Raw genomic sequence first — 19,105 nt, forward strand, 5'->3', positions numbered from 1 at the left:
GCAAGCATCACAACAGAGTTTCAATGTATTGCCGCATCAGCTTTGAAGATGGTTTGACCGAACTTGGAAAGCGTTTAACCACCTTGCCATTGGCATCTACCAGATACTTGTTGAAGTTCCAGCCCGGTGCCCCTTGAGTATCACCCAAGTGCTGGAATATCGGATGTGCCTCGGAACCTTTCACATGAACGCGATCGGTCATGGTGAAGGTGACACCGTGATTCACATAACAGATTTTGGCGGATTCGGCCTCGTCATCGGTTTCCTGTCGAAAGTCGTTGGATGGAAATCCCACTACCACCAATCCCCGATCCTTATACTCCTGATGCAGAGTCTCCAGCTCGCCATACTGATAGGTGAAACCGCAATGGCTGGCGGTATTGGCTATTAGAACCGGACGATCGGCGACAACGTCGCACAAATTAACCGTGTCATTTGAGTGAAGTTTGCCGACTGTGTGATTCAGCCACTGCGGGCAGGTGGCCAGTGAGGGGGTCGAAAATAACCACAGCGGTAAAAAAACCAGAATAAATCTTACACGCTTTAAACATCTGTACATTTTGACACTCCCCTACCTAAAAGCAGGCAACACTCTGTGACAATAACTCAAACCAGATCGAATCAGACTCAAGCCAAAAATTCGGCACGAGTACGACTGTTGGCCTTGAACACACCACCAAGCGCCGTAGTCGATGTATTGGATGTGGTATCCATAATGCCGCGCGACTTCACGCAATAGTGGGTGGCATTGATGGTAATCGCCACATCGTCTGTTTCGAGCAGTGTCTGCAGCGCCACCAACACCTGCTGGGTCAGCCGCTCCTGAACCTGTGGTCGCTGGGCAAAGAACCGCACCAGTCGATTGATTTTCGACAGGCCGATGATTTTGTCTTTCGGTATGTAAGCCACATTGGCAAAACCATCGATGGTGATAAAGTGGTGTTCGCAAGTGCTGGTAACGGCAATGTCATTAACCTTGACCATCTCATCCACTTTCATTTTATTTTCAATCACCGACAGGTTAGGGAAATTGCTGTAATCGAGACCCGAGAAGATTTCATACACGTACATCTTGGCAATGCGGTGTGGTGTTTCCTGCAAACTGTCATCGGTCAGATCCAGACCGAGGGTACCAACCACTTCGGTCATAAGACCTTTGATGCGCTCGTATTTTTGTTCCTGAGTGAGCCCGGTTTCGATAAGAGGTGTTTCCAAACCCACCTCAACCAACATGGATCGTACTTTTTCAGCATCAGACATCATCCGGGACTCCTTAATCGTTGCGATGATAATCAATGGTCAGCGATACGCTGTCCGCAAAACGCAGGGCGTGGGGTTTATCTACCGTTACCGAGGCATAGTCAATCGCGATCGGCTCACTGCAAATGGAAAGCAGATCACACACCAACTTTTCCAACAGTAAAAAACGATTGTTCTCAACATGGTGAATAATGGACTTGGTGATGCTTTTATAATTCACCGCCTGATCCACATTGTCTGTGGCCATGGCATCGCTGGCATCGTAGTGCATGACTGCATTAACAATAATATCCTGCTGCTTTTCACGCTCCTCGGGATTAAAACCGATAAAGGTTCGCAAACGCAGATTTTTGATATCAATAATGGCTTTGCCGACTGGCATAATGATTTCCCTTTGTTTTTCATTTATTACGAACAAAGGGATGGGGCAGATCACTTACGCGGAACGGAACACTGCCCATTGTCGCAATTGGACTTGCCTGTCAGCAGCGCTGAAACGCGATAGCGATTTCGGGCAAACCAGAGGTAGGCACGATCAGCCAACCAGCGAATTCCCGGCCAGCGCAATGGCGCTGTCAAATAACCACGGCCAACCAGTGTCCAGGCCCGGTGGGTTACATCCAGACCTTCGATATAACGGCCAGAGGCCAACAGCCCCTGCAATACCGACATGGCTTTTACCACATCCAGTTGCGGGTAGCGTTGTGCTACAGACTCATCCTGTAAACTCACCAGTGCAATGCGATGATGTGAATCGAGCCCGCGCAACTTATCCATTTCCGCTACGCACAACGGGCAGGTACTGTCGTAAAAAATCGTGAGCTCAGGTGTTTTCGATTCAGTCATAATAATTGCAGCACAAAACTATTGGTTTGGTAATTAGAGCATCAGCACAAACATCAGGCCATGGCATGCCATCACCACAAACGTGACTTTTTTTCGCAGATCAAGATAATCCCGACTGCCTTTGAGACAACGTTTTTCCACCGCATACAGGTTCCAGTAGCCAACTGCCAGTAACAGAACAATCGCCGCCCCAATGTGATCGTAGGCCATTAACGCCATCAGCAACAGCCACGCCAATAAAGCCCATACATTACTGAGCAACAACAAAGGGCCATGATGAGAGAAACTGCGATGATTGGCTTTACCCCAAAGGGTGCCAGCCATAAAAGACAGGATGACAATGCTGTAGGCAATAAAAATCCAGTAAGCTTCGAGCACCAGCTGCGGCACAGACAGATACTCCCCGAGTATCGACCAGAGCACACACCCCACGAAAGGCAGGGTGCCACTCCAGGTGAGAATCGGGGTTAAACGAAGCATACCGGATTACCCTTACGCCATCAGAACTCTGCTTCAGCAAATGCCATCAGAGTTGACTTGCCGGCACACACTTCAGCATGCAGGGCTTGTATTTCCGGAGTAAACAATCGGAAGTAGTGATCGGCCGCTTTCACTTTGCCGGACAGAAACTCCTGACTGTAACTTCCTGCCACAGACTCGGACGTTGCGGCTTCCGCCATTTTGGCCCAGAAAACGGCAATGGTAGTCAGGGCAAACATTCTCAGCAACGGCGTAGCGGCCGCCGCCGCTTGTTCCGGATCCTTGACCGATTCGTTGACCAACCAGCCAAGACTTTGTTGCAGCGTCTCGATAAATGTTTGCGCCGCCGCTTTGTGTGCTTCATTACGGACTCCCGACAAAATTTCGCTCAGGGCATTGAAGTAGGTGCCCGCAAGACGGCCGCCTTTCATGGTCAGCTTGCGACCAACCAGATCCAGCGCCTGAATGCCGTTGGTGCCTTCGTAAATTCTTGAAATTCGCGCATCACGCAGCAATTGCTCCACTGGCCAGTCCTGGGTAAAGCCGGAGCCCCCCATGGATTGCAACGCCTGATCGATACTGAAGAAACCTTCATCCGTCAGGAACGATTTCACCACCGGCGTCATCAATTGCAGAATGTCATCCGACTTCTCGCGAGCCTCCTGATCCTCCAGAGAATGACTCAGGTCGAGATGCAAACCGGTCCAGTAAGCCATCGCACGAGCGCCTTCGTTGAGAACCTTCTGGCGCAGCAACATGCGACGCACATCCGGGTGTACGATAATGGGGTCGGCTGCTTTCTCCGGTGCCGCCGGGCCACTGATGGCGCGGCTCTGTAAACGCTCCTTGGCAAAATCCAGAGACACCTGATAAGCAGTTTCTGCCAGCCCCAGCCCCTGAATACCCACCATAATCCGGGCGGCATTCATCATGGTGAACATGCACATCAGGCCCTGATTTTCCTGCCCGATCAACCAACCCTTGGCGTTTTCAAAATTCATCACGCAGGTGGCACTGCCCTTGATACCCATCTTGTGTTCAAGACCACCACAGTAGGCATCGTTACGGGTGCCATCTGGCAACACCTTGGGCACCAGGAACAGGGAAATGCCTTTACTGGTATCCGGTGCGCCCGGCAATTTTGCCAACACCAGATGCAGAATATTATCGGTTAAGTCGTGTTCACCGCCGGTGATCCATATTTTAGTACCGGTGATGTCATAACTGCCATCGGCGTTGGGTTCTGCCTTGGTTCTGATCAAGCCCAGATCGGTGCCGCACTGGGGTTCGGTCAGGCACATGGTACCGGTCCACTCGCCTTCAATCAGTTTGCCAAGGTACTGCTCCTGCAATTCCGCTGATGCATGTTCGGTGAGGGCATCCATTGCACCATGGGACAAGCCCGGGTACATGCCAAAGGACAGATTGGTGGAACAGACCATTTCGTCCACCACCATTTTCAACAGATGTGGCAATCCCTGACCGCCAAAATCCGGCGAAGCGGATAGGCCACTCCAGCCACCCTGACGATAGACCTCGTAGGCTTCCTTGAAACCATCGGCGGTGGTGACGGATTTGGTCTCGGGATCGTAGTGTGCGCCCATGCGATCACCGGGCTCATTGGTTGGCAGCAACACGTTTTCACAGAACTTGGCGCCCTCTTCCAGAACTGCCTTAAAAATTTCTTCAGACGCGTCGGCAAACCGATCGGTCTTTGCCAGACACTGACTGCCCAACACATCAAACAGAACAAAGTTGATGGTTTCCAATGGCGCACGATAGTGACTCATGATGTCTCCTTTTATAAATTATCAACAGGATTTATTCAGACCCTGTCGTTTGCGTTGTGTTTTTTACGCAAGCAAATTCCAGACGGTTTAATTTGTGATTCACTTTAAATCCGTTTGCGCATACTGATCAATGGAAAACATCTGACAATTGAATCTGGAATGGTATGAAAAAGCCTCTGCTGCTTGTGTTGGTCGTTTTTGGTTTAACGGCCTGCTCGACCCGATTTGCCTACAACAATCTGGACTGGTTGATTCACTGGTATGTCGATGACTACATCGCCTTGAACCAGTGGCAAAAGCAGACTTTCAACCTCAATATGGAGCAGTGGCTAGAGTGGCATCGGCAACAGGAGCTGGATCAATACCGCAATCACCTGCTGGAACTCGACAGTGATTTTAAAAGCCAGCCCATGACCGAAGAACGCTGGCATCATCATTTTGATCGCGGCCAGCATCACTGGCTCAGACTGCGCGATAAGGTCTTGCCGGAACTGGCGAGCCTGGCCAAAGCACTGGAGGATGATCAGGTCAACAGCCTGTTTGAAGCCATGGAGCGGGACAATCTCAACCTGCAGGACAAATACGGTGAGACCGACCCACAGGACGCAATAACAAAACGCACAAAACAGATCAGCAAAAATCTCAGACAATGGCTGGGCAGACTCACTGACGAGCAACGCAGCCTGATCAATGACTTCGCCCCACAATTTATCGCCAACAACAATCTGTGGTTGGAACATCGTCGGGAGCTGCAAAAACAGGCCCGGGCACTGCTTGCCTCACGCACAACCGACCCGGATTTTGAAACCAAACTGATTCATTTATTGCAGCACCCAAAGACCATTGCCAATCCGGTGTATGTGGAAAACGGACAGGCCAACCGCAACACCTACGCCCGTCTGCTCGCCACATTGTGGCCCACCATAACAGCCAAACAGAAAGCCCGTCTGGAAGGTGAAATTCAGGATTATCTCAAGGACATCAGAATCTTGCAGGAGTCATAACCGCAGATAAAGTGATCAGAAGCCGGAATCAATTCGTATCCACAGGAAACAATTATTTACGGAAAAACACCATGACCACCTTGAGTGAAACCATCCAGATCAATCGTCCTGCCCATGAGGTGTTTACCTATGTGGCAGACTTTTCCAACTGCCAGGAATGGGACAGCACCGCGATTGCGGCAACCCGTTTGAATCCCGGTCCTGTCGCTGTAGGCAGCCGCTTTGATGTGATTTGTGCAGCGCCAGTCAGCAACATACATCTCGAATACGAAATCATCGAACTGGAAACCGATCGCAAAGTGGTTTTAGTGGGTCGCGGCCGCTTTTTTGATGTCACCGACACCATCACCATCACTCCTAACCAAGACGGCTGTGAATTGAACTACACCGCCATTTTCAAGTGGCAACCCTGGGTCGACAAGATTGCGCCACTGATGCAAAAACGTCTGGAACACATGGGTTATGAGTCCATACAAATTGGTTTAAAACAGGCTCTGGATGACAACTTTCAACCCCCGGAAATATCCGCCAGCAACTCGCGGGCTGATCGTTTTTTACCACTGGCGCTGAGCCGTTTCACCAAGCGCGGATATCGTCTGGGGCGCAAGCACTGGCACCCGGTATCCGCCTACATGGGCAACAAGCATGTGATCCTCACTGGTGCCACGTCTGGGCTGGGAAAATCCTGCGCCGAAACTCTGGCTCGACTGGGCGCCGAATTAACGCTGGTGGTGCGCAGCCAAACCAAAGGTCTGGCCCTGCGCAAATCACTGATTGCAACAACAGGTAATGACAACATCCATCTGGAAATTGCCGATCTCAGTCTGATGCAGGATGTTGAACAGGTGATCAGCAATCTGAACCAGCGCAACCAACCCATTGATGTGCTGATCAATAATGCCGGGGCTCTGTTTAACCCCCGACAGCAAACCAGCGAAGGTTTGGAACAAAGTTTCGCCCTGTTACTGCTCGGTCCCTACCGGTTAACCGAGGGCCTGTACCCACTGCTGAAGCAAGCCGCCTCTGCCGGAGAAGAAGCGCGAGTGATTAACGTCGTATCCGGAGGCATGTACAGCCAAAAACTGCGGGTGGATGATTTACAGAGTGAAAAAGATGAGCAGTACTCGGGCTCGGTTGCCTACGCCCGCTGCAAACGCGCACTCATGATCAAGACCGAACAATGGGCTGAAGACTGGGCCGACGACGGCATTGTGGTCAATGCCATGCACCCGGGCTGGGCCGACACGCCGGGGGTAGAAACGGCGCTGCCGGAGTTTCATAAGATCACCCGTTATATGCTGCGCACACCGGAGGAAGGAGCCGACACCATCAATTGGCTGGCTGTGGCAACCGAAGCCGGAAAGGTCAGTGGCAAACTGTTTCTCGATCGGGAACCGCGCACCACGCACCTGATGAAGTCGACACAGGAAAGCGCTGAAGCGCGCGAAGCCCTGCGAGAGATTTTGTCACAGTGGCCTGCACCGCAAAGTGATTTAAAAGACGCAGGGTAAAACCAGCAAGGCAGAAAGCCACGAAGCGGTGACAAACACTCCGTGGCTTCAATACAATTATTTTGCCGTCACCGCATAACCACTGCGCGGAAAGTGATTGTGTATAACACCAAACTCGGAAGTATCACGGGCCACCACAATGCGATCCTCCCGATAAGCCACCAGGGTTCCCGTGACGGGAATCAGGGCGTAGTCGCAAGGGGCCACCTCTACCGACTTGCCCAGCAAGGCGGTGTCAGCATTGTCACCTTCTGGCAGGGCTCTGGGTTGTGTTTCTCGGGCAGCGGCGAAGGCATCCGCGGCACTGATTTCTTCGCGCTGGCCATGCCCGATGGCGGCCACTCGCTGATACCACTCTCGCACCTCAGGGCCGGCATCCAGAGGCTTACGATTACACAAAAGGTGTAACCACAGAGGGTGATACACGGCAAAGTCGGCAACGGATGCAGACTCACCCGCAACCCAAGACTGCTCTGCCAGACAGGCCTCGAGGTTTTCCACCAGAGCGCGAATACGGGCTTTGGCTTCCTCACCTTTTGGTGGTCGAACCGTGCCGCCCTTCATCATGCTGGCGCGGTCTTTGGCAAACCGATACATACCCAAGGGGCCAAAGGCTTTGAGCATGGTCCCCAACAAACGCACCGGTGGCACAGCACCAATGGCCGCGAAGAAAGCTTCTTGCTCAGCCTGGCGAACCAGCATTCGACTGCTGTCATCCATATTAGCCGGATCCAATGCAGGGGTAGCGGTTGCTTCGGCAATTTCCTGTGCTATCAACGCCGTGTCACAGAAAACATCCGCACCTACTTGGGCCACTGGCACTCGGCGATAACCTCCCGCAAGCGGATCGACACCAGGCCTTGGGGGCTGCACCGACGTCAGCGATGAATACCAGTGACTGCCGGTCAGGCCGAACATCAGACGAATCTTTTCAGCGTACGGAGACATTTCATAGTGGTGCAGGATAAAGGTATTCCTCATGGCCAAAGTCCCTTTTTATTTATGGTTATAGTATTTCGCAAAGGCTGCAAACAGACACAGCCTACACGTGAGATTGATTACGAAGCAAAGCTTAGCGGTGTGGGTTTGTCGATACCATAACCTTGCACGTAATCAACACCCAGCGCCATAAGAATTTCCCTGATGGCCTGACTCTCGACATACTCTGCCACCGTCAACATTTTGAATTCCGCGGCGATGGAAACGATCGCCTTGACGGCCTGCAGGGAAGCGGCATTGGTTTCTATATCGTGAATAAAGCGCCCGTCAATTTTGACGAAATTGAACGGCAGATCAATCAGGTAGGAGTAAGTGGCAAAGCCGGTTCCAAAATCGTCAATGCCGACATTAATACCCTGCTGATTGAATATCTCGATATTACGGCGTGTGGTTTCAACACTGGGCAAGGCGTCCGACTCGGTTATTTCAAAACTGAAAGAGGCCGGATTAACACCATACTCATCAATGTAGTGGCGCACAAAATCCGGGAACTCTATCTGAGCGAACGACTGCGCGGAGACATTGATGGTGTAATGCTGAGCGCCTTCGGTATCCTGAATGATCAGGGCAAAGGCGGCCCGAACCACGTATTTGTCGAATTCAGACTGAAACCCGAACTGCTCAAACAACGGCATAAAGTATCCCGGTTGCAGTATTTCACCGTCGTTGCGACGAATTCTCGCCAGCAGCTCCACTTTATTGACCAGACTCTGATCGGATGTGGGCACAATCGCCTGCCCCCACATTTCCAAATTGCCCTGATCGAGCAATGCCTTGACCTGCTGTAACTGACGGAAGTTTTCCAGCGGAGCCATTAATTCCGCATCAGACGCCGATCCAACCAGGATGCGATTGATCGGATTCTGGCTGGCGAGGTAAGCCGCAACGGTCAGATCTTCCAGAATTTCACCGCGATGATTGTGATCAAAGGACAGTACCGCAACGTCCAGATCCTGAATCGACAAACTGCCGTCATCGAGATAGCTGGTGGCGGTCAGGACACGATCAATGTGTTGGGCCACCTGTGCCAAATCTGTTTGATCGTGTTTAAACACCGCCACCACAGAGGCACCACCGATAACACCCACGTCTTCGATGGCAGGAATTTGTCGGGTCAGACGGGCAGAAATCTCTTTCAGAATAACCGGAAATTTATCCAGACCCAGGCTCTCGATCATATCTTTGGATTGATGCAAGCGAACAATCAACGCCGCATAACCGTCACCTTGCTTTTGCTGCAGGCGTTGAGTCAGACCGCGCTCATTCAACAAGTCCGTCCTCAGATCCAGCAGGGTCTGAAGCTTCAGTGTTTGCGCGAGCGCTCTTTGTTTGTTGGTCACCAGCCAGATCAAATGCAGGGTCAGCGTGCCACCAACCAGCAACAGGGTATATCCGGAAACGAACAATAAGGCGTTATTTTCGCCTTCCACCAAGGGGATTTGACTGGCAATAAACAAGCCATTTATCACCCAGAAAACAATAACACCATGTACATACAATGGGTTGCGTTCAGTCAGAGCATAGAATGCCAACAGCGGCAAACAGATAAACACCGGCAACTGCTTGTACAACCCGGGGAGCCAGTCGCTGGTAAAACTGACCAGAGCAACACACAAAACCATGATCAGAGTCAGTCGACTTGGTGCCTGACGATACCATTGATTGTTTTGCAACAGCATAAACACAAACGGGAAGAACAAAATAAATCCCGCAAACTCGGACAGCCAGTAAATCGAGGTAATTTCGGCAAAGCTGGCCTGACCGTGCAAACCGGCGTTAAACAGAATGGAGCCCGACAACAATGCAGAGGGCAAGGTCACGAAGAAACAGCCAAATGCGTAACACACCAATACCCGACTGGGACTCATTCGGGGATTAAACAAATTGCCGGCACGCCACAGTTTTCTGATGGCTACCCCGCTCAGAATCGGGATGATGGCGCCGATCGATGCAAACAGGGAGTAGTGATAAAAACCCGAGCCAAACGTAAACAGGGTCCAGACAATCAGCACGGGAACCATGGCCACACCGTACCAACAGGAATAAAACAGAGTTAAACCAAAAATAACACCCGTGGCGGGCCAGAATGGGGAAAACTCCGTGCCGGGCAGTATTTGTCGTGACAACACCGTTGCTGCGAAAATGACCAAAGAAGCCAAACCCACAATGACCAGTGGCTTCTGGCTCGGAGTGTGACGGGGCTCAGTCATTGAGAACTCAATATCCTGAGGCAATTCCGCTGCCGGCAAAAAACCGGAGGGGGTGCTCATGACAACTTACTGCCTGCACAATGGTACGCGGTTATCCCTGCAAAGCTTCCCGACATGACTGTCGCTCCGTCTCTTATTTTTGAAACATATTTCTGATACGCAACGGCTGCAATCCGGATCACCCTGAAATCACCTTGATCAAAAATCAGCCATCAACTTAAACCACCCAACTCTCTGTTGCGTAACAGCTTGAAACTGACCACTGGGAGATAAACATGTTTGAATCCATACGCCACCAAATGATGTTCCATGGCCCTCTGACTGGCGAGATAGAGTCACACGAAGGCGACATCTACATTGCCAAACTGATTAACGAATATGGCGAAGTTGTCGAAAAGCACGACAACTATTTCCCATCCCTGTTCAGTGCTCGCGAGTGGCTGGAAAAACACGGCGCAAAATCCTTCGACCTGAAGCAATCCAACGCCTACCACGAAATGATCAATAACTGATGACAGACCACTCCCCCGGCAATCTGTTGATTGTCGGCGCTTCAAGCACCATTGCCCGATCATTGATGAAATACGCTCTGACCGAGCAAGAACACAATCCGGAATTACAGCTGACCGCCATCAGCCGAAGTGGTGACATTCCGGATGACTTTTCTGACGAAGGCAATCGCAATCTTTGGTTTCAATGCGATTATTCACTTAATGACATTGAAACAATTTGCCAACAGCAGACCGAGCGATTACAGGTTTTAGACACCGTGATCATCTGCAATGGCAAATTGCACGACCAGCACCTGTTTCCGGAAAAGCGCATCAAAGATTTTGATCATGAAAATTTTGCAGAGGTGATGCACAGCAACGCCACCATTCCTTTTCTGTGGTTGCAATGCCTCTATCAACATCTACCCCGCCGACGCCCCATCAATGTGGTGCTATTTTCAGCCCGGGTAGGCAGCATCAGTGATAATCGACTGGGAGGCTGGTACAGCTACCGTGCATCCAAAGCCTGCCTTAACATGCTGGTAAAAACATTTTCGCCGGAACTCAACAGAACCCACCCACAGGTAAAACTGTTCCTGTTTCATCCGGGCACCACCGATACGCCACTGTCAAAACCGTTTCAGAACAATGTGCCCGAGGGAAAATTATTCACACCTGAGTTTGTTGCCAATCAGTTGCTGTCACATTTACAAAGCAATGAATCATCAGCCAACTTGCAATACCTCGATTGGCAAGGGGAACAAATCCCCTGGTAAAAGCGCCGACCAATCATCATTGAATGCAATGCCTTCTATAACTGACATCAATCTCCGACCTCTGATGCGCCAATGCGTTTCAACTTACGGTAAAAGGTTTCGACATCGCGCTGATGTTTGCACTCAACCGCGATTTTATTGTGGAAGTACAAATGCAAAGTCACCTGTGAATCACTGAGGCTGATGGTGTAGCCATCGTGACTGATCAGCAGGGACACCTGATCAAAGATGTAGCGGCCATCGCGAGAAAGCCCCTTTTCCCTGATGGTCTCAGCTGCCAGCATCAGGACTCTGGCTTGTAAATGCTCGTCCATTGATTCACCTCCTGCCTAAGTCAAGAACCGGTTAGCGCGACAAAATTTTCCACCGCCGAAATCGCCGATACCCAGGCACCTTCGATGCGCCCCGCCTGAGTCCAATCGCCTAACAGGGACAAGTGCTGTTGCCGATCCATCCAGACCACATCGGCAACAGAATGGTTATCTGCGATGCTGGCGTAAGCCCAGTAATGGCTGTGCGATTGAGTCAGGGTCAATGACTGGTCGAACACCGATTGCAACCACGCCAGACCAATACCCGGCAGCTTTTCCTGGATAGCTTTACCCTGACTTTCACTCCAGCCTGGATTGAAATGCAACATCCACTGCTCGGCCGTGGATTGCCTTTGCGGGCGGCTGGATAATTTACTGGCCCAGCGCACCTTGTCATCACTGAAAATACCCTGCACATCGGCCGGGGTGCGTTGCTCGATCTGCAACGCTAATGCCCAGCAGGGTCTGAGGCTGTTGACGGGTATGGCATCGGTTAAATCGGATACCCCATTGATCAGATCAAATGTTTGTCTGGCCGGAGCCGAAACAAACAACCAATCGAAATGCTGGTAACAGTAACCCTTCTCATCAAACAGCAACCATTCATCATCGGCTTTCTCTACACGGGTAATCCGGGTTTCACGACGAATGCTAATGCCCTGCGATAAATGATGGGCAATACTGTTCATGCCGGGCACACCCACGTAACGAATTTGATCATCCGCTGAGGGGCTCAAAACACCACCTTTATAAACGTGGGGATCAAACTGCCAGGGTTGCACTACACCGGCACTGAGCCATTGTTCGGTGGCGGCCACAAACCGGGGATCGCGGGCGGTAAAATATTGGGCGCCAATATCCAGTGAGGTTTCTGTTTCCTGCCACTGCAGACGCTTGCTGCAGAGACGACCGCCACGACCACGAGACTTTTCGAAGACGATCACCTGATGGCCCAATTTCTGAAGTTGCTGTGCGGCGGTCAGACCTGCAATGCCCGCCCCGATAATGGCTATATTCATGCAAAACCTTGAATTTATTTATCGCCCGGCGATGGTTTAGGAAAAGCTCTTGGGAGCCTCAATTCAACCGGGTACATCAATCATTGATACGCAATCCATACCCGATCAGATGATCCAGAAGATCGGCTTTCAGGGTTTGTGCGTAACACCAGATGCTGAACTTAACGCTGATTTTCCAATCCAAAATGGCAATCAACCAGAGGCTTTCATCATGCATACCCTTCAACTGAACGATGGCCACACGATTCCTGCCCAAGCCTACGGCACCTGCGCCATAGGCGGCTGGCAACAGGACGATCAATATGTGGTCGACACCATCCTCAAAGCCATTGCCTGTGGCTATCGTCACTTCGACACCGCCTCACTCTATGGCAACGAGCGCAGTCTTGGCAAAGCCATCCAGGCATCTGGCATCCCCAGAGAAGAGTTCTTTATTGTCTCCAAGGTCTGGGATAACCAGCAGGGTTATGAGCAAACCCTGACCGCGTTTGAACAGAGTCTGGCCCGACTGCAGATGGAGTATGTGGATCTGTATCTGGTGCACTGGCCAGTACCCGAGCAAACCCGGGCCACCTGGCAAGCCATGGAGGCGCTGCACGATCAGGGCAAGGTACGGTCGCTGGGTCTGTCCAACTTTAGGCAACAGGATATCGAAGACCTGCTGGGGTTTGCCAGAATCAAACCCACCTACAATCAACTGGAGCTGCATCCCTATCTGACGCAATCGGCCCTGTGCGACTTTTGCCAGGACAATGGCATTGTGGTGGCCTGCTGGTCGCCTCTGGGATCAGGGACCTGGAGTAACACCCCCACCAGTGAAAAGCCCATTGCCGACCCGGTCATTGCCGCCATTGCCGACAAGTATCAGGTGGGCCCGGCACAGGTGATTTTAAAATGGGATATCCAGCAGCAGCGCATTGTCCTGCCCAAGGCAGAGAGTGAAACCAATATGCGCAAGAATCTGGAACTGGACGGGTTTGAATTAACCGAAGAGGAGATTGCGGCGATCAATCAACTCAATCGCGATCACCGCTTTGGCGCAGATCCGGATACCGCCTACGCCGACAATATGGCCATGACAGTACCCGCCTGAACAGTGCTCAGTCGAAATTAAACTGCGACATAAACTGGATACGCGAGGCGTCCCCCGTCTCGCCGTTGTTATTGGTGCGCTCACCATAGAGGTATTCAACACCCGTGGTCACCCGGTCGGTGACATTCCACACCAGATTGGCTGAGGTGTAGAGAGTGTCGTTGTAGCCGTGAGGGTTATCCAATTCGGATATGATGTTATCCAATTCCACCTCGGAGTAAACGAAAGTTGAACTCAGATTGGGCTTCCACCAGAACTGATAAGCCACTTGCCAGGCCGTGGCCTCCAGCTCTTTGATGCTCTGGCCGTCATTAACTAGCACGGCATTACTGGCGATATCGTTGTTACCAAGATCGGTGATCAGATGGCCCATACCATCGGTCCAGGTGTACTGGTACTGCAACATATGGCGATCACCAAAACGGTGGCGACCACTGAAAGCAACACCGCTGCCATTGAGGTTGTAGCTGTCACTAAAATCGGTATTACCATCGCTGTTGGTGTCAATATTCGCATTCACCTCCAGATCTGCCCAGGCCAGTGCCAGCTGATAAAAATTGGGGCCATCGTCATAACTGATATTGGCAATCACATCCGGAAAGGCATTTTCAAAGTCGGTGATGGTGCAATCCACCGAGCCACAATTGGCCCCATCCACATTGGCCGGATCATAGCTGCTGTCTTCCAGCGCGGCGACAAATGACCAGCGATCGTCAATTTTATGCTTGTAGCGAATCTGTTGATTACGTCCTGGCATTTGCGAACCCGGACCTTCAAAATCGAGGGTATTGGGCAGGGATTCGAGACTGCCAAAGTTGGTCCAGGTCTGCCCCAGCAGCCAGTTACCCAACTCACCGTAAGCATGGCGCAAACGGAAACTGTCACCGGCACCGCCATAGAAGTCGCCTTCCAGATGGGTTTTAAAACGGCCATAGTCGGTCATGCCGGCAGCACTGATACCCAGGCGGCTCTGCTTGGCGTGCATATTGGTCTGCTTGCCACGGGTAAAGACCGAAGGATCACTGCCAATGTGATATTGATTGTCGCCGTCATTGGCGTTGCCATCGTTTTGCGGCTTCCACTTCACCGGAATCTGGGCCGGCACAAAGGTATTTTCACTGCCGGTGCGATCGCCTTCGTAGATCATGTCCATGCGCACGTACCCGTTCACCGATATATCGATGTCGCTCTTGGAAATGCGCAGAGCATGGCCCGGTTCGGCAACTGGCTGATTGGCCAGCGGATTGACCGGCTCACCGCTATCCAGTGCTTGAGTGGATACGCCCTTCTTGAGAAGATTCAGCTCCTGTTTAACGTCCTTGAGAGCGCTCTGGGTTTGTTGCAACTCGGCACGAAGCTTTTGTAACTCCTCCTGCCAACTCCCCTCTTCCATCGCAGATAAAACAGGTGAAGTGGAGATCATGATGGCGGCTGCGAGCAGTTTGAGTCGTGGCATGGCGTCCTCCTTGGGGTCGCGTTTAACGGTTCTAGGAATTCAAGTTCAGAGGTCTCAGGCTGTCAATTTGAAATCACAAAAAAAGCTCGCTTTTTAACCAATAACACACAAGCGCAATACGTTTGCACACATTGCAAGCCCGCTAACGAGAGCCCAGTTCATGAACCACAATAAAAAATCAGCCACCGAGTCCATCTCCCAAGTGAGCCCAAAAACCCACCTTGTTCTGGGCGGAGGCGGTGTTGCCGGTATTGCCTGGATGACCGGCTTGCTGCTGGCGCTGGAGGAAAACGGCTTTCATATCAATCAATTGCAACGTCTGGTTGGCACCTCCGCCGGCGCCACTGTCGCCGCCCAAATCAGCAGCGGTACGCCCCTGAGTGAGCTCTATCAGCGCCAAACCGACCCACAGCATCAGGTTGGGGAGCTCAAGCCCGATATCAGCCTGCCCCGGCTCGGCCTCTCTCTGATGATGCATCTGCTGTTATCGGCTAAAAACCCACAGCGTTACCGCCGCCGGATCGGGAAAATGGCCAGAAAAACCAATCGCGTAGCGCCCGAAGACCGCCGAGCGGTTATCGAACAGCGTCTGCCCAGCCACCAGTGGCCTGACATGGACCTGAACATCATCACGGTCAACACCGCCACGGGTGAACCACGCTGCCTCGACCGTAGCAGCCAGATTGATCTGGTGGACGCTGTTACAGCCAGTTGTGCCGTGCCCGGGATATGGCCCACGGTGCAACTGGATGACGGCATTTATATGGATGGTGGCATGCAATCGACCGATAACGCGCTCTACGCCCGTGGTGCGGACCGGCTGCTGGTGATCTCCCCCATGGGGGGCAGCAATCCGCTGATACCGGGAGAGACACTGGAAGAGGATCTGGCCGTACTGGAACAGGAAGGAACCCAGGCATGGGTCATTAAGCCCGACGAGACCAGCAAACTGGCGATGGGCAAGGATCCGCTGGAACCCACAACCCGCCAGCCAGCCGCCGAGGCGGGTTATCAACAGGGGCTCAGGGAAGTTGACAGGGTGATGCAGACTCTGGGACTGTCTTGATGCAACACCCGGTCAAACCGGCAGACTGACCGAGACATCCGTGCCCTGCCGGGCGGACGATTTAAAGCTGATTTCACCGTGTTGGACTTCGGTAAACATCTTGGCGGCGTAGGTGCCCAGACCCGCAGCGTTCTTTTTGCCGTGGGTGGAGTATTTGTCAAAGAAAGTGTCGCGCACCTCTTCGGGAATGGCGCCGGCATTGTGAATGGTGATGGTATTGAACAGGCCGGTGCGTTTGATCGCCCGCTCCATATCCAGCACCACCGCAGACCCTCTCGGGGCCGCCTCAATGGCGTTGACAAACAGGCTGTTGAACAGGGAACGACACAGGCTCTCCTCACCGGAGACAATGCAGTCATCCACATTGTTTTTGATCTCCAGCAGCTTCTCCCGGATCGAAACGATATTGGCCATAACCACATCCTCAAGGATGGTTTTGAGATTGAGACTGACCGGTTCCAGCTGATAATCACCGCCCTCCAGCCTGCCGACCAACATCATATTCTCCACCAGACTGGCCATCTGCTGACAGGATGAGCGCAGCACTTCGGCATTCTCAACCACCTTCTCGGGGTCTCTGGAATATTTTTCCACCAGATCCACGGCTTTCATCATTTCTGAAACCGGCCGTTTCAAATCATGCTGCAGGACGCGATCAAAGTCTTCCTTAAGGCGCGCATTTTCAAGCATCAGATTCACTTGATATCGCAGCAGATGGTTGCCCTGAATCAGCCGGCAGTGGGCTGCCACTCTGGCTTTCACCACCGAAGGCACAATCGGCTTGGTGATATAATCAAGGGCACCCATTTCAAAGCCCTCGACAATCTGCTGATCCTGATCGAGAGCGGTCAAAAAGATCACCGCTATGTGTTGCGTCCCGGGTGCGGCTTTAAGCCGTCGGCATACCTCCAGGCCATCCATGCCCGGCATCATAATGTCCAGCAATACCAGATCGGGTGGTGCTTCTCCGGTACACAATTTTAACGCCCGCTCGCCGGAGTTGGCCGCCATCACCCGATAATCCTGCCTGAGGATGTCACTGATAATCTGGATATTATCCGGAATATCGTCCACGACCAGAATCTTCAGCTTCTTCTTGGTTTCCGTTTCAATACGTGAAGCATAAACGTGAGAGGGCTTGGCCATGCCGCGTTTGATGCGCTCTATCAGGATCTGGGCTGAAAAGGGTTTTACCACAAAATCCGACACACCACTTTTGATGGCAGCGACGACTTCAGCCTGTTCCAGAGTCGCAGACACCATAATGAACGGCAGCTGGATAGTTTTGGAATCAGCACGTACACGCCGCAACAGCTCCAGACCGTCCATCTTCGGCAACTGACGTTCGGCAATAATCAAATCCACTTTGTTGTGTTGCAGTATATTCAGCGCCGCCTCACCATCTGAAGCCGGGTGCACCTTGTCAAAACCGGCATCGATGAGGATGGCGGAGATGGTCGATCGCATATTTTCAAAATTGTCGACAACCAACGCCGACAGCCCCCGGAAAGGCTTATCAAAATTAACAATTTGATGATTAGACGTGTTCATGGATTCTGCGCTAGATTTAATTAACTGGCCCTAACAATAATAGGATAGATTAACGTAATTTACGGTCATATGACTCCAACTTCAGCAGATAAGTTGCAAAGGTTTCAGGCCCGCTGCCCGACACAGTGACCCTGGCAGTCTGACCAAAACCACCCAACCAAAGCCATAAACCGGCTACGAGTAACAATCATGAGTAACGACAAAGCTACCATCTTGGTAGTCGATGACACACCGGAAAATATCGACGTACTGACCGGCGTGCTGAGGGACAAGTACAAGGTAAAAGCCGCCCTCAACGGTGCGGCGGCCTTGAAGATTGTCGAGAAAACCCCAAAACCGGATCTGATACTGCTCGATATCATGATGCCCGACATGGACGGTTATCAAGTATGTCGTGAGCTGAAGTCCAACCCCGGCACCATGGGTATCCCCGTGATCTTTGTCACCGCAAAAACCGAGGTGGAAGATGAACAGGCGGGTTTCTCGCTGGGAGCTGTCGACTACATTACCAAACCCATCAGCCCCGCCATTGTCAAAGCCCGGGTTCAGGCGCAGCTGTCACTCTACAATCAGGCACGTCATCTGGAAGAGTTGGTACAGGAGCGCACCGAAGAACTGCAGAGTACCCGCCTGGAAATTATTCGGCGTTTGGGTCGTGCGGCTGAGTACAAAGACAATGAAACCGGTATGCACGTCATTCGCATGAGCTGGTTTGCCAAGTTTCTGGCTGAAGAGCATCAGATGACTCCCGATTGGTGCGAGCTGCTCTACAACGCCGCCCCCATGCACGACATCGGCAAGATCGGCATCCCGGACCGGGTACTGCTGAAACCGGGTAAACTCGATGCCGAAGAATGGGAGATCATGAAAAAGCACGCCGAATACGGCGCCAATATCATCGGCGATCACGAGTCACCGATCCTGCAGCTGGCCAAAGAAATCGCCATTTACCACCATGAAAAGTGGGATGGTTCCGGATATCCCAACGGGCTGAAAGGCACCGACATCCCCATCTCCGCAAGGATTGTTGCCATCGCCGACGTATTTGATGCCCTGACCAGTGAGCGGCCTTACAAACAAGCCTGGCCGGAGGAGAAGGCCATCGCTCTGATAGAAGAACAGAGTGGCAAGCATTTTGATCCTGAGCTGGTGCCCAAATTCATCAAATGCCTGCCCCAGATTCGGGAGATTCAACAACAGTATCTGGACAAATTCGAGAACTGAGCGCGATGACGGACAGCA

At 51.9% G+C, this 19,105-nt stretch carries 20 protein-coding genes; 7 read left to right on the forward strand and 13 right to left on the reverse strand.

The genetic code is table 11. The annotated features are described in order from the left end of the window. Positions 1-7 precede the first annotated feature (7 nt). The 6 genes from ACPXV9_RS11605 to ACPXV9_RS11630 all read right to left on the reverse strand — a co-directional run bounded on the left by ACPXV9_RS11605 (position 8) and on the right by ACPXV9_RS11630 (position 4,376). The gene (locus tag ACPXV9_RS11605; protein ID WP_423897186.1) at positions 8-559 is read right to left on the reverse strand and encodes a glutathione peroxidase; all 552 of its coding nucleotides are present in this window, start codon (positions 557-559) and stop codon (positions 8-10) included. 68 nt (positions 560-627) lie between these two features. Then, positions 628-1,263: a GTP cyclohydrolase I FolE gene (gene folE, locus ACPXV9_RS11610; RefSeq protein WP_423897189.1), complete on the reverse strand. Its 636-nt coding sequence runs from the start codon at positions 1,261-1,263 to the stop codon at positions 628-630. Between the two features lie 10 nt (positions 1,264-1,273). Beyond that, the gene (gene folX, locus ACPXV9_RS11615; protein WP_423897192.1) at positions 1,274-1,642 is read right to left on the reverse strand and encodes a dihydroneopterin triphosphate 2'-epimerase; all 369 of its coding nucleotides are present in this window, start codon (positions 1,640-1,642) and stop codon (positions 1,274-1,276) included. Positions 1,643-1,692: 50 nt separating this feature from the next. Beyond that, on the reverse strand, positions 1,693-2,106 hold the full coding sequence (locus tag ACPXV9_RS11620) for a thiol-disulfide oxidoreductase DCC family protein (protein ID WP_423897193.1): 414 nt from the start codon (positions 2,104-2,106) through the stop codon (positions 1,693-1,695). A gap of 33 nt (positions 2,107-2,139) precedes the next feature. Beyond that, entirely contained in the window at positions 2,140-2,586 is a 447-nt protein-coding gene (locus ACPXV9_RS11625) for a DUF3429 domain-containing protein (protein WP_423897196.1), read from the reverse strand. Between the two features lie 20 nt (positions 2,587-2,606). Then, entirely contained in the window at positions 2,607-4,376 is a 1,770-nt protein-coding gene (locus ACPXV9_RS11630) for an acyl-CoA dehydrogenase family protein (protein WP_423897198.1), read from the reverse strand. A 164-nt stretch (positions 4,377-4,540) separates the two neighbouring features. Between ACPXV9_RS11630 and ACPXV9_RS11635 the strand changes: the two genes are divergently transcribed. Then, positions 4,541-5,380, forward strand: a complete 840-nt coding sequence (locus tag ACPXV9_RS11635) for a DUF6279 family lipoprotein (protein WP_423897200.1) — start codon at positions 4,541-4,543, stop codon at positions 5,378-5,380. 71 nt (positions 5,381-5,451) lie between these two features. Beyond that, on the forward strand, positions 5,452-6,891 hold the full coding sequence (locus ACPXV9_RS11640) for an SDR family NAD(P)-dependent oxidoreductase (protein ID WP_423897203.1): 1,440 nt from the start codon (positions 5,452-5,454) through the stop codon (positions 6,889-6,891). A 57-nt stretch (positions 6,892-6,948) separates the two neighbouring features. On the opposite strand, the gene ACPXV9_RS11645 is transcribed toward ACPXV9_RS11640, so the two are convergent. Then, a complete protein-coding gene (locus tag ACPXV9_RS11645; protein WP_423897206.1) occupies positions 6,949-7,872 on the reverse strand; it encodes a glutathione S-transferase family protein in 924 nt (307 codons plus the stop codon). Positions 7,873-7,949: 77 nt separating this feature from the next. After that, positions 7,950-10,160 carry an EAL domain-containing protein gene (locus ACPXV9_RS11650; RefSeq protein WP_423897209.1) on the reverse strand — a complete coding sequence of 737 codons (2,211 nt, stop codon included), beginning with the start codon at positions 10,158-10,160 and terminating at the stop codon, positions 7,950-7,952. Positions 10,161-10,375: 215 nt separating this feature from the next. Here ACPXV9_RS11650 and ACPXV9_RS11655 point away from each other — a divergent pair, with 215 nt between their 5' ends. After that, complete coding sequence (locus ACPXV9_RS11655; RefSeq protein ID WP_423897211.1) at positions 10,376-10,612, forward strand: DUF6482 family protein; 237 nt, start codon at positions 10,376-10,378, stop codon at positions 10,610-10,612. Beyond that, entirely contained in the window at positions 10,612-11,367 is a 756-nt protein-coding gene (locus ACPXV9_RS11660; RefSeq protein ID WP_423897213.1) for an SDR family NAD(P)-dependent oxidoreductase, read from the forward strand. Before ACPXV9_RS11655 ends, ACPXV9_RS11660 begins: the two co-directional genes overlap by 1 nt. 47 nt (positions 11,368-11,414) lie before the next feature. Here ACPXV9_RS11660 and ACPXV9_RS11665 read toward each other — a convergent pair whose 3' ends face one another. The 3 genes from ACPXV9_RS11665 to ACPXV9_RS11675 form a co-directional block, all read right to left on the reverse strand. Beyond that, positions 11,415-11,681 carry a DUF3081 family protein gene (locus tag ACPXV9_RS11665; protein ID WP_423897215.1) on the reverse strand — a complete coding sequence of 89 codons (267 nt, stop codon included), beginning with the start codon at positions 11,679-11,681 and terminating at the stop codon, positions 11,415-11,417. Positions 11,682-11,701: 20 nt separating this feature from the next. Then, positions 11,702-12,697, reverse strand: a complete 996-nt coding sequence (locus ACPXV9_RS11670) for an NAD(P)/FAD-dependent oxidoreductase (RefSeq protein WP_423897217.1) — start codon at positions 12,695-12,697, stop codon at positions 11,702-11,704. Positions 12,698-12,773: 76 nt separating this feature from the next. Next, entirely contained in the window at positions 12,774-12,914 is a 141-nt protein-coding gene (locus ACPXV9_RS11675; RefSeq protein ID WP_423897218.1) for a hypothetical protein, read from the reverse strand. Here ACPXV9_RS11675 and ACPXV9_RS11680 point away from each other — a divergent pair. Continuing rightward, on the forward strand, positions 12,909-13,790 hold the full coding sequence (locus ACPXV9_RS11680) for an aldo/keto reductase (protein ID WP_423897221.1): 882 nt from the start codon (positions 12,909-12,911) through the stop codon (positions 13,788-13,790). The genes ACPXV9_RS11675 and ACPXV9_RS11680 overlap by 6 nt on opposite strands. A 7-nt stretch (positions 13,791-13,797) precedes the next feature. Here ACPXV9_RS11680 and ACPXV9_RS11685 read toward each other — a convergent pair whose 3' ends face one another. After that, complete coding sequence (locus ACPXV9_RS11685) at positions 13,798-15,246, reverse strand: DcaP family trimeric outer membrane transporter (protein ID WP_423897223.1); 1,449 nt, start codon at positions 15,244-15,246, stop codon at positions 13,798-13,800. Positions 15,247-15,406: 160 nt separating this feature from the next. On the opposite strand from ACPXV9_RS11685, the gene ACPXV9_RS11690 reads away from it, so the two are divergent. Beyond that, positions 15,407-16,312, forward strand: a complete 906-nt coding sequence (locus tag ACPXV9_RS11690; RefSeq protein WP_423897225.1) for a patatin-like phospholipase family protein — start codon at positions 15,407-15,409, stop codon at positions 16,310-16,312. Between the two features lie 12 nt (positions 16,313-16,324). Here the strand turns inward: ACPXV9_RS11690 and ACPXV9_RS11695 are convergent, their stop codons facing one another. Next, positions 16,325-17,863 (reverse strand): response regulator, encoded by a 1,539-nt coding sequence (locus ACPXV9_RS11695; protein ID WP_423897227.1) that lies wholly within the window; start codon positions 17,861-17,863, stop codon positions 16,325-16,327. Positions 17,864-18,052: 189 nt separating this feature from the next. On the opposite strand from ACPXV9_RS11695, the gene ACPXV9_RS11700 reads away from it, so the two are divergent. Next, positions 18,053-19,087, forward strand: coding sequence for an HD-GYP domain-containing protein (locus ACPXV9_RS11700; RefSeq protein WP_423897230.1), 1,035 nt, complete (start codon positions 18,053-18,055; stop codon positions 19,085-19,087). Positions 19,088-19,105 lie beyond the last annotated feature (18 nt).

It is taken from the genome of Candidatus Pelagadaptatus aseana (assembly GCF_040362265.1).
Classification (GTDB): domain Bacteria; phylum Pseudomonadota; class Gammaproteobacteria; order Pseudomonadales; family Cellvibrionaceae; genus Pelagadaptatus; species Pelagadaptatus aseana.

Excerpts from the sequence above, each read along its gene's own strand:
- ACPXV9_RS11660 (WP_423897213.1), top strand. The coding sequence starts at position 10,612 with ATGACAGACCACTCCCCCGGCAATCTGTTGATTGTCGGCGCTTCAAGC.
- folE (WP_423897189.1), bottom strand. The coding sequence starts at position 1,263 with ATGATGTCTGATGCTGAAAAAGTACGATCCATGTTGGTTGAGGTGGGT.
- ACPXV9_RS11630 (WP_423897198.1), bottom strand. The coding sequence starts at position 4,376 with ATGAGTCACTATCGTGCGCCATTGGAAACCATCAACTTTGTTCTGTTT.
- ACPXV9_RS11690 (WP_423897225.1), top strand. The coding sequence starts at position 15,407 with ATGAACCACAATAAAAAATCAGCCACCGAGTCCATCTCCCAAGTGAGC.
- ACPXV9_RS11645 (WP_423897206.1), bottom strand. The coding sequence starts at position 7,872 with ATGAGGAATACCTTTATCCTGCACCACTATGAAATGTCTCCGTACGCT.
- ACPXV9_RS11620 (WP_423897193.1), bottom strand. The coding sequence starts at position 2,106 with ATGACTGAATCGAAAACACCTGAGCTCACGATTTTTTACGACAGTACC.
- ACPXV9_RS11655 (WP_423897211.1), top strand. The coding sequence starts at position 10,376 with ATGTTTGAATCCATACGCCACCAAATGATGTTCCATGGCCCTCTGACT.
- ACPXV9_RS11665 (WP_423897215.1), bottom strand. The coding sequence starts at position 11,681 with ATGGACGAGCATTTACAAGCCAGAGTCCTGATGCTGGCAGCTGAGACC.
- ACPXV9_RS11640 (WP_423897203.1), top strand. The coding sequence starts at position 5,452 with ATGACCACCTTGAGTGAAACCATCCAGATCAATCGTCCTGCCCATGAG.
- ACPXV9_RS11605 (WP_423897186.1), bottom strand. The coding sequence starts at position 559 with ATGTACAGATGTTTAAAGCGTGTAAGATTTATTCTGGTTTTTTTACCG.
- ACPXV9_RS11670 (WP_423897217.1), bottom strand. The coding sequence starts at position 12,697 with ATGAATATAGCCATTATCGGGGCGGGCATTGCAGGTCTGACCGCCGCA.
- ACPXV9_RS11675 (WP_423897218.1), bottom strand. The coding sequence starts at position 12,914 with ATGCATGATGAAAGCCTCTGGTTGATTGCCATTTTGGATTGGAAAATC.
- ACPXV9_RS11650 (WP_423897209.1), bottom strand. The coding sequence starts at position 10,160 with ATGAGCACCCCCTCCGGTTTTTTGCCGGCAGCGGAATTGCCTCAGGAT.
- ACPXV9_RS11685 (WP_423897223.1), bottom strand. The coding sequence starts at position 15,246 with ATGCCACGACTCAAACTGCTCGCAGCCGCCATCATGATCTCCACTTCA.
- folX (WP_423897192.1), bottom strand. The coding sequence starts at position 1,642 with ATGCCAGTCGGCAAAGCCATTATTGATATCAAAAATCTGCGTTTGCGA.
- ACPXV9_RS11700 (WP_423897230.1), top strand. The coding sequence starts at position 18,053 with ATGAGTAACGACAAAGCTACCATCTTGGTAGTCGATGACACACCGGAA.
- ACPXV9_RS11695 (WP_423897227.1), bottom strand. The coding sequence starts at position 17,863 with ATGAACACGTCTAATCATCAAATTGTTAATTTTGATAAGCCTTTCCGG.
- ACPXV9_RS11625 (WP_423897196.1), bottom strand. The coding sequence starts at position 2,586 with ATGCTTCGTTTAACCCCGATTCTCACCTGGAGTGGCACCCTGCCTTTC.
- ACPXV9_RS11635 (WP_423897200.1), top strand. The coding sequence starts at position 4,541 with ATGAAAAAGCCTCTGCTGCTTGTGTTGGTCGTTTTTGGTTTAACGGCC.
- ACPXV9_RS11680 (WP_423897221.1), top strand. The coding sequence starts at position 12,909 with ATGCATACCCTTCAACTGAACGATGGCCACACGATTCCTGCCCAAGCC.